We start from the raw sequence: 11,292 nt of genomic DNA on the forward strand, positions 1-11,292 counted from the left end.
GCTTCGCAGCCGAACGCAGGCTTCGCCAGCTGCTACAAAGAGTGCGTCGCGGCTGAAATTGCTTAACTGACTGGCATCAAGACTTGCCCGCGAAGCTTTTGACTCAGGTCGCCTCGTTCAGGTATTTGCCCACAGTCGCCACGTTGTCGAGCGAGTACTGCTTGCTCAGGTTGGCGATCATTTTGTTCAGGGCTTCGGTCACGTTGAACTGATCGGTGGAGCTGTCAGTGTTCTGCTCGCGGCCGGCTTGCAGGACGGCTTTCAACTCATCGCTGCTGACGCCACCGCTGCTGTCGCTATCCAGGGCCTTGAGCAAGGCGGCGCTAGTATCGGTGCTGGTCGACGAAGTGGTGTCGCTGGCCAGCGCGCTGCTCAGCTCGGTGGCGGTGACACTGCCATCGCTGTCGGCATCGAGCTGGCTGAACAGCTCTTCGCTGGACACCTGCTGAGGTGGTGGTGGCGGGGTCAGGCTGGCGACGAGTTCGTCCTGGCTGACGGTGCCGTCTTCGTTCTTGTCCAGGGCCGAGAAGATTTCTGCGCTGTCGGCGGTGCTACCGGCGCTGGTCAGGCCGTCGCTCAGTTCATCACTGCTGATGGCGCCGTCGCCGTCTGTGTCCAGCGCACTGATCAGCGCATCGGCCAGTTCGGTGCTCGGCGCTTGATCGCGCGGTGGTGGCGGTGGTGGGGCCATCGCAGCCATTTCTTCGCTGCTCAGGCTGCCGCTTTCGTCGCTGTCCAGATCGCTGAAGTTTTTGCTCAGGCTGACCAGCAGACCGTCGTCGGTTTTCTGCGACAGGGCGCTATTGAGCTCGTCCTGATCCACCGCGCCGTCGCTGTTGCTGTCGAGCTTGGCGAGTAGATCTTTCTGGAATTGCTGGCTGCGGGCACTGTTGGTGGAGGTGCTGCTGGTGCTGGTATAGCTCGTGTAGTTACTGACGCTACCGATCATTGTGCTCACTCCTTGGAATGGGAAACCGGTGGGTGCACCGGCTTATGCAGCCTCAAGGGGGGAGTTGTCGTGGGTATGTGGGGTTTGTACCGATGGGTACACACAAGTCTCAGGCCACCCCCGGACCCTGTGGGAGCGAGCTTGCTCGCGAAGGCGGACTTACATTCAACATCTTTGTTGAATGACACACCGCTTTCGCGAGCAAGCCCGCTCCCACATTGGTTTTGTGTGTGGCTTAGGGGCGGGGCAGGCGGATGACTGCGGTCAAACCACCACCGGAGGTCTCTTCCAGGCTCAATTGCCCACCCAAACGCTCCGCGGCTTCCCGGGCGATGGTCATGCCCAGGCCGACGCCGCCGGAGTTGCGATTACGTGAACCTTCCAGGCGAAAGAACGGTTCGAACACCGCTTCACGTTTATCCGCCGCGATACCCGGGCCATGGTCGATGACCTTAATCACCAGTTCCTCGCGGCTGTCCTTTAGCGTGATCAGCGCATCCCCGGCATAACGCAAGGCGTTGTCGAGCAGGTTGTTGATGCATGAGCGCAAGGCCATCGGCTGAACCTGCAACGGCGCACAATGGCCGCAGGTCAGGACGTTGGCACCCTGGTCCTGGGCGTTTTCGCTCAGGGATTCGACCAGCGCCTGCACGTCCATCCATTGTGGCGCCTCGCTGGTGCGCTGTTCGTGCAGATAGGTGAGGGTGGAATCGAGCATGCTGATCATGTCGTCCAGGTCCTGACGCATCTGGCCTTGCAGCTTGTCGTCATTGATCTTCTCCAGCCGCAGCTTGAGTCGCGACAGCGGCGTGCGCAGGTCATGGGACACCGCGCCGAGCATTCGCGAGCGTTGCTGCACTTGCTGCAGAATGCGTTGCTGCATCAGATTGAACGTGTGCGCCGCTTGCCGCGCTTCCCGTGGTCCCGACTCATCCAGCGGCGGACTGTCGAGATTCTCACTCAGGCGCTCGGCGGCGTCGCTCAGGCGTTGAATCGGACGGGTCAGCAGCTTGGCGCCGTACCAGGCGGCGATGATCAGCGAGACAAACTGAAAGGTCAGCGGCACCAGCGGCCCGCCAAACCACGGCCGTGGCGGCCGGTTGCCGAAGCGCGGGTCTGGCAGTGGGCGTTGTCCGTCGAAGCGTTCGGAAAATTCCGACAGCTCAGGAGGGGGAGGCGGTGGCCCGTAATGCCTGAACCAGAGGAATGCCAACAGGTGCGCCAATACGATCGCCAGCAGCAGCACGCCAAACAGGCGGCCGAACAGCGTATCGAAGCGTGCACGCATCAACCGATGTCTCGTGCGTCGAACAGATAACCCTCGCCGCGAACGGTCTTGATCAGCTGTGGGGCTTTCGGGTCGTCACCCAGTTTCTGGCGCAAGCGCGAGACCAGCAAGTCGATGCTGCGATCAAAGGCTTCGATCGAGCGACCACGGGCGGCGTCCAGGAGTTGTTCGCGGCTGAGTACCCGGCGTGGACGTTCGATGAACACCCAGAGCAAACGGAATTCGGCGTTAGACAATGGCACCACCAGGCCATCGGCGGCGATCAACTGGCGCAACACGCTGTTGAGGCGCCAAGTGTCGAAGCGAACATTCGTACGCTGTTCGGTACGGTCGTCGCGCACCCGACGCAGAATGGTCTGAATCCGCGCGACCAGTTCCCGCGGCTCGAATGGCTTGGCCATGTAGTCGTCGGCACCCAGTTCCAGACCAATAATCCGGTCCGTGGGTTCGCAGCGGGCGGTGAGCATCAGGATCGGAATGTCCGATTCGGCGCGCAACCAGCGGCACAACGACAAACCGTCTTCGCCGGGCAGCATCAGGTCGAGCACCACCACGTCGAAATGCTCGGCTTGCAGTGCCTGACGCATGGCGGCGCCATCGGTGACGCCGCTGGCGTGGATATTGAACCGGGCCAGGTAATCGATCATCAGTTCGCGGATCGGGACGTCATCGTCGACGATCAGGGCGCGAATACTCCAGCGTTTATCATCGGCCGGCGCTTTTTGATCGTCGTTCAGAGGTGCTGGGGAGTTGTGCATGCGTGCGTTCATCTGCCAGATAGGCTGCCAACCACAAAGATAGGCTGCGAGGTTGTGGCTTCAGCATAGGCGTCCGGCCGTGAGGCGGGAAGTGCTGTAGGACCTGTTGCGGCTGCCGAGGGTAGCGTTGAAGGGTGTTGTGGGCGTGTCGTGTGTGTACCGAACTCGACACAATTACCGCAGGAGCTAGTCTTGTCTTGACCGCGATGACGATTTACCGATCATCGGGTCCCGCAGCGGCGCTGGTTCCGCTACAATGCGCGCCGATTTCGACTTGCCTGAGAGCCCGCTCATGTCCGCCTGCCAGACGCCTATCATCGTCGCCCTGGATTTCCCTACCCGTGACGCCGCACTGAAGCTGGCCGATCAACTGGACCCGAAGCTGTGTCGGGTCAAAGTCGGTAAAGAACTGTTCACCAGTTGCGCTTCGGAAATCGTCGGTACTCTGCGCGACAAGGGTTTCGAAGTGTTCCTGGACCTCAAATTCCACGACATTCCGAACACCACCGCCATGGCCGTCAAGGCCGCCGCGGAAATGGGCGTGTGGATGGTCAACGTGCACTGCTCCGGCGGTCTGCGCATGATGGCTGCCTGCCGTGAAGTGCTCGACCAGCGCAGCGGCCCAAAACCGCTGTTGATCGGCGTGACCGTGCTGACCAGCATGGAGCGTGAGGATCTGGCGGGTATCGGTCTGGACATCGAGCCCCAGGAGCAGGTGCTGCGCCTGGCCGCGCTGGCGGAAAAAGCCGGGATGGACGGTCTGGTCTGCTCGGCCCTGGAAGCCCAGGCCTTGAAAGCCGCTCACCCATCGTTGCAACTGGTGACTCCGGGGATTCGTCCGGCGGGCAGCGCCCAGGACGATCAACGCCGCATCCTGACCCCGCGTCAGGCGCTGGATGCTGGTTCCGATTACCTGGTGATCGGCCGTCCGATCAGCCAGGCGGCGGATCCGGCGAAGGCGTTGGCAGCGGTTGTGGCCGAATTGGCGTAAAAGATCGCAGGCTGCGCCAGCTCCTACAGGGTGTACTCGATCCACTGTAGGAGCTGCCGAAGGCTGCGATCTTTTGATCTACCGCTTTAAACCTTCAGCACCAACTTGCCGAAATTCTCGCCGCTGAACAACTTCATCAGTGTCTCCGGGAATGTTTCCAGTCCTTCGACAATGTCTTCCTTGCTCTTGAGCTGCCCCTTGGCCATCCACCCGGCCATCTCCTGCCCGGCAGCGCCAAACTGTGCGGCATAATCCATCACCACGAAACCTTCCATCCGTGCACGGTTGACCAGCAGCGACAGGTAGTTGGCCGGGCCTTTGACCGCTTCCTTGTTGTTGTACTGGCTGATGGCACCGCAAATCACCACCCGCGCCTTCATGTTCAGGCGGCTCAGCACGGCATCGAGAATATCGCCGCCGACGTTATCGAAATACACGTCGACCCCTGTAGGGCATTCGCGCTTGAGGCCGGCGTGTACGTCTTCGTTTTTGTAATCGATGGCACCGTCAAAACCCAGCTCATCGATCAGGAACTTGCACTTGTCCGCGCCACCGGCAATGCCGACCACCCGGCAACCTTTAATCTTGGCGATCTGCCCGGCAATGCTGCCCACCGCACCGGCCGCGCCCGACAGCACTACGGTATCGCCGGCTTTTGGTGCGCCGACATCGAGCAGCGCGAAGTAGGCGGTCATCCCGGTCATGCCTAGCGCGGATAAATAGCGCGGCAGCGGCGCCAGTTTCGGATCGACCTTGTAGAAACCTCGCGGCTCGCCGAGGAAGTAATCCTGCACACCGAGGGCGCCGTTGACGTAGTCCCCCACGGCAAAACCCGGATTGTTCGAGGCAATGACTTTGCCTACGCCCAATGCACGCATGACTTCGCCGATGCCGACCGGAGGGATGTAGGACTTGCCCTCGTTCATCCAGCCACGCATGGCCGGGTCCAGGGACAGGTATTCGTTTTTGACCAGGATCTGACCCGTCGCCGGCTCGCCGACCGGTACTTCCTGATACGTGAACGTCTCACGGGTGGCCGCCCCCACGGGGCGTTTGGCGAGCAGGAACTGGCGATTGGTCTGGGTAGTCATGACAGGCACTCAAGATGAATGAAGTCTTGTTGATAGACCTTCATGGGCAATGTCGCAAGGTTGGCTGACGCTGCGAATGCACATCGATCCAGTGCAGTGATAGTCAGAGTGGCGGTTCTATCACTGCAACTCATGGGCAACCAACCGGCCTTCTGATAGTGCTGCCGTGCCATATGCCCTATGACTAGACTGGCCACACGCGATCCCCCCCTTTTCTTCCCTCCGAGGACATAACAATGAGCATGACGTTTTCCGGCCAGGTCGCCGTTGTGACAGGCGCGGCCAATGGTATTGGCCGCGCAACCGCTTTGGCGTTCGCCGCCGAAGGTTTGAAAGTGGTGGTCGCCGATCTGGACGCGGCCGGTGGTGAAGGCACTGTGGCGTTGATTCGTACCGCCGGCGGTGACGCGACCTTCGTGCGCTGCAACGTCACTCTGGAAGGCGATGTAAAAAATCTGATGGATGAGGTCGTGAATACCTACGGTCGCCTCGACTATGCCTTCAACAATGCCGGCATCGAAATCGAGAAAGGCAAACTGGCCGAAGGCACGATCGATGAGTTCGACGCGATCATGGGCGTCAACGTCAAAGGCGTCTGGCTGTGCATGAAGTATCAGTTGCCGTTGCTGCTGGCCCAGGGCGGCGGCGCGATCGTCAACACCGCGTCGGTCGCCGGCCTGGGAGCTGCGCCGAAAATGAGTATTTACGCCGCCTCGAAACACGCGGTGATCGGCCTGACCAAATCGGCGGCCATCGAATACGCCAAGAAAAAGATTCGCGTAAATGCGGTGTGCCCGGCGGTGATCGACACCGACATGTTCCGTCGAGCTTATGAAGCGGACCCGAAAAAGGGCGAATTCGCCAACGCCATGCACCCGGTCGGGCGTATCGGCAAGGTCGAAGAAATTGCCAGCGCGGTGTTGTACCTGTGCAGCGACGGCGCGGCATTCACCACCGGGCATTCGCTGGCGGTGGATGGTGGGGTTACGGCGATTTAATGCTTCAGTCTCGATGAACTCTTTGTAGCAGCTGCCGAGCCCGCGAGGCTGCGTTCGGCTGCGAAGCAGTCGTGACTCCGGGCGACGCGGTGCCTGACGCGCTACAAATTCTGATTTTACGACTGCTTCGTCCGAACGCAGCCTTCGGCAGCTGCTACAGATCGCATCACGGCTTATCGATCGGCGCCGGTTCCCTGACGACGCCGGTCAATGTGTTTCAAATGATTAGAACTGAGGGTTTTGGCGGCGTTATCGCACATCTTCTCGAGCGCTCCTGTGATTAACTGCTTCCCGCAAAACGGAGAGGAGTTTGCTTGCTCATGGAGTTGAGAATCGATCGAGAGGCATTGGTGCCTGTCGTGCAGCAAATCGTCGACGCATTGGCCGAATGGCTCCATCGCGGCGAGATGTCGGCGGGCGCGCGTTTACCTTCCGTGCGGCAAATCGCGCGGATCAATCTGCTCAGTCAATCCAGTGTCGTCGAGGCCTGTGAGCGGCTTGTGGCTCAAGGGGTACTGGCAACGCGTAACGGGACGGGTTTCTTTGTCGCGGTAACGGCGCTGGCCGCTCAGGGGCCGCAGGATCTTCCCTGGTTCGAAGGGGTTGAGGAGAAGCAAAGCAGCCACGTTGGCGAACTGAAACTGGGTTGTGGCGGATTACCCGAAAGCTGGCGCGAGACTGATGACCTGAGCTACGCCATACGCCAGGTCAGCCGCACCGACATGGCCGGATTGTTCAACTACAGCACGCCGCTGGGTTTGCCTGCCTTGCGTCAGCAGATCCTCAAACGATTGAAACAGCTGAATATCACGGTGGATGAAAGCCGAATCCTGACCACGGCGGGGGCCAGTCATGGGCTCGACTTGATCGTACGGACTTTATTCAAAACCGGCGATTGCGTGGTGGTGGAGAGTCCCGGCTACTCGATGCTGTTCGATCTGCTCAGGCTGCACGGGGTCAGCATGATCGAGGTGCCGCGAACCCCTCACGGGCCAGACACCCATGCCCTCGAGGCATTGTTGCTGAAGCACAAACCCCGCGGCTTGTTCATCAACAGCTTTTATCACAACCCCACCGGCAGCAGTCTGGCACCGGCGGTGGCTCAGCACGTTCTGCAACTGGCCAAAAAAAATGGCGTGCTGGTGATTGAAGACGACGTCTATGCCGATTTGCACTGCGGCTCCGGCACGCGCCTTGCGGCACTCGGCATCGATGACAACGTGATTTACGTCGGCAGCTACTCCAAAACCCTCAGCAGTTCATTACGGGTCGGCTTTGTTGTGGCCGGTGCCGATGTTATTTCGCGACTGGCCAGGGTCAAGATGATCAGCAGCATGGGCGCTTCTCGATTCAGCGAGTCGGTACTGGCTTGTTTGTTGGCCAGTGGTGCCTATCGCAAGTTGGTGCAGCGTCAGCGTCAGCGATTAAGTACTGACAGGGAAGCGGCCTTGCAAATACTTGAAGACGCCGAATGGGAGGTTTTCGGCAAACCGGTGGGCGGCCTGTTCATCTGGGCGCGCTCACGCAACGCTGACTATGCTCAGGTGCGAACTCAGGCGCGGCGCTTCGGTGTCCTGTTGTCTTGCGCAACGGCATTCAGTCCAACCGGCCAGGCTCATGATTGGCAGCGGATCAACGTCGCCTATGCTTGTGATCCTCGCGCCCGGGCATTTTTTCAGGCCACCGCCAAGGCCTGTTGAGGTTTGGTGACAAACCATTGTTGCGATGCCAAACGTCAACAGATCCGGGGATCGACCTCAAGCGTTCTGAAAGCGACGCGGGCGTAGCTTTTTGCCATTATTCCGCCGCCAGAGACTTGTGTTGGCACAAGCCCGTTGCGAATCTGCATCAACAGACAATGGCAGGGGACTAAGCGCAATGATTTCGGCCGTGCAAGGACGTTTTGCCAACCTCGGTATGGCGAAAAAACTGGGTATAGGGTTTGTGCTGGTGCTGCTGTTGACAGCCCTGGTGGCAGCCATTGGCGTATGGTCCCTGCAAACCATCAGTCAGCGCTTCGACGGGCTCAAGCAAATGTCGTCGCTCAACAGTGGTTTGCTCAAGGTTCGCCTGCTCGAGCAGGAATACGCCTTGCACGGTAATCCGAAAACCGCGGACGCCTTGCGCGCCGGGGTGGACGCTCTGGTCGCCCTGGCAACCGAACTCAAGGCTCAGTCGGTGACCAATGTGCCGGTCATGAATGACGTCGAGCAATCTCTGGGGGCTTATCGCAAGGCGTTCGATGAGTTCGTCTCGTTGAGCCAGGCCAAGGACCTAGCGCTGGAAATGGCCAGTTGGTCGGTCTCCAGCGTGGCCAATAATCTCGACGTATTGCAGGCCGGGCTCGCCGACGATGGTGCCTATACCTTGAAGGAATCCGAGGGCAAGGACGGCGCGCAATTCATCGAACAAGCCAATCAGGTCAGCCAGGTTTCGCGGTTGATGTTGCAGGCCATGAACGAAGCGCGCGTACGCCTGGACCAGAGCCGCAAGGGCGACGACAGCGGTGGGCAGGGCAAGATCGAGCAAGCCGATCAGGCGCTGACCCAGGCCGAGCAACTGAAAACCGCGATCAAGGATGAGGGTTACCAAACCGTCCTCAATGAAGTGGCCGGTCACATCGCCGGTTTCAGTGAAAAACTCGCTGAGTACACCGGGTTACTGGCGCAGGAAAAGACTGTCTATGAGCAACTCCACCAGCGCGCCGCTCAAGTGGTGGAGCGGGTGGATCAGGCCTACGTTGCCGAAGACCAGTCGATGCAGGCAGAGCTGAAAAAGAATTCGCTGCTGATCATCGGCTCCTCGGCACTGGCCTTGCTGGTGGGGCTGATTGCAGCGTGGGTGATCACCCGGTTGATCGTCGCACCGCTGCGCAGTGTGATCCGTGTCGCTCAGCAGATCGCCGCGGGCGATTTGAGTGCAACGATTGAAGTGACCCGCCGTGACGAGATCGGCCAGTTGATGCAAGCCATGCAGCAAATGGGGGCGGGGCTCAGCAGTATCGTCAGTGGTTTGCAGGCCGGCATCGAACAGTTGGCAAGCTCTGCGCAATCGCTGTCGGCGGTGACCGAGCAGACCAACCTTGAAGTCAGCAGTCAGAAGGAAGAAACCGAGCAGGTCGCCACCGCAATGAACCAGATGACCGCCACGGTGCACGACGTTGCACGTAACGCGGAGGAGGCCGCCCAGGCTGCGCAAACTGCCGATGGCAAGGTCGAAAGCGGTCAGCAGGTGGTGCGTCAGAGCATGGCGCGGATCGAACAATTGGCGGACTCAGCCACCTCGGCCAGCTCCAGCATCGAAAGCCTCAGTGCGGAAATCCAGAACATTGGCACGGTGCTCAGCGTGATCAAAAGCGTCGCCGAGCAGACCAACCTGTTGGCGCTCAATGCGGCCATCGAGGCGGCGCGGGCGGGCGAGCAGGGCAGGGGCTTTGCGGTGGTGGCCGATGAAGTTCGGGCGCTGGCCAAGCGAACCCAGCAATCGACCGAAGAAATCGAACGGCTGGTCAGTGCCTTGCGCTCGGCCGCGCAGTCATCGGTGCAGCAGATTGAGAACAGTGGCGAGTTAGTGAAGCTGGCAGTGAGCGATGCACTGCAGACCGAGAGCGCATTGGGGAGCATTGCGGCGGCGGTGTCGTTGATTCAACAGATGAACCAGCAGATTGCAGCGGCTGCGGAAGAGCAGAGTTCAGTGGCCGAGGAGATCAATCGCAGTGTCACCAGTATCCGCGCCAGTGCGGATCAGTCGTCGCTGGCGATGCAGGGCAATGCGGCGTCGAGTATTGAGTTGGCGCAGTTGGGGGTTGAGTTGAAGGGGATGGTGGGGCACTTCAGGTTGTAAGAGTTCCTAATGCGCGTTAGTTAAGGGCAAATCGGACATGTAGGAGCCAGACTTGCCGGCGAAGGCGTCCTTGAAAGCGCCTTCGCCGGCAAGCCTGGCTCCTACGAAAAGCGGTTTGCTCGCCCCATCTGACTGGCATTACATGATCAGTCGTAAATCGCTTTTTTCTTCCAGTCGGCATCAGCCTCTACGTCTTTGAGGCCTTCAGTCAGTTGGTTCATCTCGCCTTCAACCGGAGCGATCTTGTCCATGACCTGGGCGTTGGCGCGGGCCAGGAGTTTCTCCAGGTATTCCAGCTGTTCAGCGTAAATCTGCGGTTCCTGTTGTTTGCGCAGGTATTGCACGCCGCGTTCAAAGGCCAGGCGAGCCTGGCCGGGCTGGTTCTGTTGCAGAGAATGCTGGCCCAGGTTGTTGAAGAATTCGATATGCAGCAGGACCAGGATGTGGCGCACCTCACGGACCCAGCGCTTGGCTTCGTTGGGCGGCAGGAAACCGTCCTGTGCAGCACGGGTGATCTGGCCATGCATGGCTTCAAGCAGGAAGCGCACGTCCTTGGCTTTGGCTTCGGTCTGGATCGGTGCCGGCGGGTTGTTGACCGGGATCGATTCGCCCTGGGCGACCAAGGCACTCAGCTCGGTAATCCGTGCCTTTAAGGTGGCACTGGATTTTTCCAGGTTCAGCAAGCGCTGGCAGACATTCAGTTCCAGACGGGTCAATAGCAGCTTGAGCGCCGGTGTCATCAATTGACCGGGGAAGGTCTCGGTGATTTCGCCGCAGCGACGCAGGCGGTCATTGAGTTCAACCTTGGTGCGGGCCTTTTCCAGCTTATTGTTCTCCACCACATGGTTCATGTAGCCAATGGCGATCAATAATGCGATCCCGGCTACGACGAGCAGGGTGATCATGAGTGGTGTCACCGGTAAGACCTCTTTTATAGGGTTCGCGTGCGAGTCGAGTGTAGTAGCTTGGCATTTGGGCGCCTAGGACCGCTCGACGAGTTGAATCGGCTATGGCTCTGCTTATATCGGCCGTAACGCTGCATATATAAGTAAATAGCGTGCGAGGTGCAGATTGCCATCATCTCGGCGTGGACTATAGCGCCTTGCTGGATGCCAGAATATAGGCGCCAAAGGTCAGTCGACGGAAAAGCCTGAATTGCTGCTGAAAGCAGGGCGAAGTCATTGATTTAAATAAATTTATATCTGGGGGTTGACGACCCCTCAATCCATCCATAGAATGCGCGCCACTTACAGCGTAAAGCACACAGCGAAACGCGGTAGGGAGTGAATGTTGTACGTGTGTCCCCTTCGTCTAGTGGCCTAGGACACCGCCCTTTCACGGCGGTAACAGGGGTTCGAGTCCCCTAGGGGACGC

At 59.5% G+C, this 11,292-nt stretch carries 9 protein-coding genes, 1 tRNA gene and 1 pseudogene; 6 read left to right on the forward strand and 5 right to left on the reverse strand.

What is annotated here, in order from left to right:
- Positions 1–103: 103 nt before the first annotated feature.
- The 3 genes from xopAW to NHU87_RS28055 form a co-directional block, all read right to left on the reverse strand.
- Entirely contained in the window at positions 104–949 is an 846-nt protein-coding gene (gene xopAW / locus NHU87_RS28045) for a XopAW family type III secretion system calcium-binding effector (protein ID WP_253555032.1), read from the reverse strand.
- Between the two features lie 235 nt (positions 950–1,184).
- The gene (locus NHU87_RS28050) at positions 1,185–2,237 is read right to left on the reverse strand and encodes a sensor histidine kinase (protein ID WP_253555034.1); all 1,053 of its coding nucleotides are present in this window, start codon (positions 2,235–2,237) and stop codon (positions 1,185–1,187) included.
- Positions 2,237–2,995 (reverse strand): response regulator, encoded by a 759-nt coding sequence (locus NHU87_RS28055; protein WP_253555036.1) that lies wholly within the window; start codon positions 2,993–2,995, stop codon positions 2,237–2,239. The genes NHU87_RS28050 and NHU87_RS28055 overlap by 1 nt, the downstream gene beginning before the upstream one ends.
- Before the next feature lie 292 nt (positions 2,996–3,287).
- Between NHU87_RS28055 and pyrF the strand changes: the two genes are divergently transcribed.
- The gene (pyrF, locus tag NHU87_RS28060) at positions 3,288–3,986 is read left to right on the forward strand and encodes an orotidine-5'-phosphate decarboxylase (RefSeq protein ID WP_007931610.1); all 699 of its coding nucleotides are present in this window, start codon (positions 3,288–3,290) and stop codon (positions 3,984–3,986) included.
- Between the two features lie 86 nt (positions 3,987–4,072).
- On the opposite strand, the gene NHU87_RS28065 is transcribed toward pyrF, so the two are convergent.
- Complete coding sequence (locus NHU87_RS28065; RefSeq protein ID WP_253555040.1) at positions 4,073–5,077, reverse strand: NADP-dependent oxidoreductase; 1,005 nt, start codon at positions 5,075–5,077, stop codon at positions 4,073–4,075.
- Between the two features lie 236 nt (positions 5,078–5,313).
- Here NHU87_RS28065 and NHU87_RS28070 point away from each other — a divergent pair, with 236 nt between their 5' ends.
- From NHU87_RS28070 to NHU87_RS28740, 4 genes and pseudogenes are all read left to right on the forward strand, one after another.
- On the forward strand, positions 5,314–6,075 hold the full coding sequence (locus NHU87_RS28070) for an SDR family oxidoreductase (RefSeq protein ID WP_253555043.1): 762 nt from the start codon (positions 5,314–5,316) through the stop codon (positions 6,073–6,075).
- 320 nt (positions 6,076–6,395) lie between these two features.
- Positions 6,396–7,775 (forward strand): PLP-dependent aminotransferase family protein, encoded by a 1,380-nt coding sequence (locus NHU87_RS28075; RefSeq protein ID WP_253555046.1) that lies wholly within the window; start codon positions 6,396–6,398, stop codon positions 7,773–7,775.
- Positions 7,776–8,832: 1,057 nt separating this feature from the next.
- Positions 8,833–9,009, forward strand: a pseudogene (locus NHU87_RS28735) (HAMP domain-containing protein); the annotation flags it as partial.
- A 204-nt stretch (positions 9,010–9,213) separates the two neighbouring features.
- Positions 9,214–9,918, forward strand: a complete 705-nt coding sequence (locus tag NHU87_RS28740) for a methyl-accepting chemotaxis protein (RefSeq protein ID WP_437180862.1) — start codon at positions 9,214–9,216, stop codon at positions 9,916–9,918.
- A 146-nt stretch (positions 9,919–10,064) separates the two neighbouring features.
- Here NHU87_RS28740 and NHU87_RS28085 read toward each other — a convergent pair whose 3' ends face one another.
- Complete coding sequence (locus NHU87_RS28085) at positions 10,065–10,823, reverse strand: hypothetical protein (protein ID WP_253555059.1); 759 nt, start codon at positions 10,821–10,823, stop codon at positions 10,065–10,067.
- 395 nt (positions 10,824–11,218) lie between these two features.
- Here NHU87_RS28085 and NHU87_RS28090 point away from each other — a divergent pair.
- Positions 11,219–11,291 (forward strand) — tRNA-Glu (locus NHU87_RS28090).
- The last annotated feature ends 1 nt before the right edge of the window (position 11,292 follow it).

It is taken from the genome of Pseudomonas mandelii (genome assembly GCF_024138395.1).
GTDB lineage: Bacteria > Pseudomonadota > Gammaproteobacteria > Pseudomonadales > Pseudomonadaceae > Aquipseudomonas > Aquipseudomonas mandelii_E.

What these genes read in the sequence shown, in the direction of transcription:
- pyrF (WP_007931610.1), top strand. Translation starts at nt 3,288, where the DNA reads ATGTCCGCCTGCCAGACGCCTATCATCGTCGCCCTGGATTTCCCTACC.
- NHU87_RS28050 (WP_253555034.1), bottom strand. Translation starts at nt 2,237, where the DNA reads ATGCGTGCACGCTTCGATACGCTGTTCGGCCGCCTGTTTGGCGTGCTG.
- xopAW (WP_253555032.1), bottom strand. Translation starts at nt 949, where the DNA reads ATGATCGGTAGCGTCAGTAACTACACGAGCTATACCAGCACCAGCAGC.
- NHU87_RS28085 (WP_253555059.1), bottom strand. Translation starts at nt 10,823, where the DNA reads ATGATCACCCTGCTCGTCGTAGCCGGGATCGCATTATTGATCGCCATT.
- NHU87_RS28065 (WP_253555040.1), bottom strand. Translation starts at nt 5,077, where the DNA reads ATGACTACCCAGACCAATCGCCAGTTCCTGCTCGCCAAACGCCCCGTG.
- NHU87_RS28740 (WP_437180862.1), top strand. Translation starts at nt 9,214, where the DNA reads ATGACCGCCACGGTGCACGACGTTGCACGTAACGCGGAGGAGGCCGCC.
- NHU87_RS28070 (WP_253555043.1), top strand. Translation starts at nt 5,314, where the DNA reads ATGAGCATGACGTTTTCCGGCCAGGTCGCCGTTGTGACAGGCGCGGCC.
- NHU87_RS28075 (WP_253555046.1), top strand. Translation starts at nt 6,396, where the DNA reads ATGGAGTTGAGAATCGATCGAGAGGCATTGGTGCCTGTCGTGCAGCAA.
- NHU87_RS28055 (WP_253555036.1), bottom strand. Translation starts at nt 2,995, where the DNA reads ATGCACAACTCCCCAGCACCTCTGAACGACGATCAAAAAGCGCCGGCC.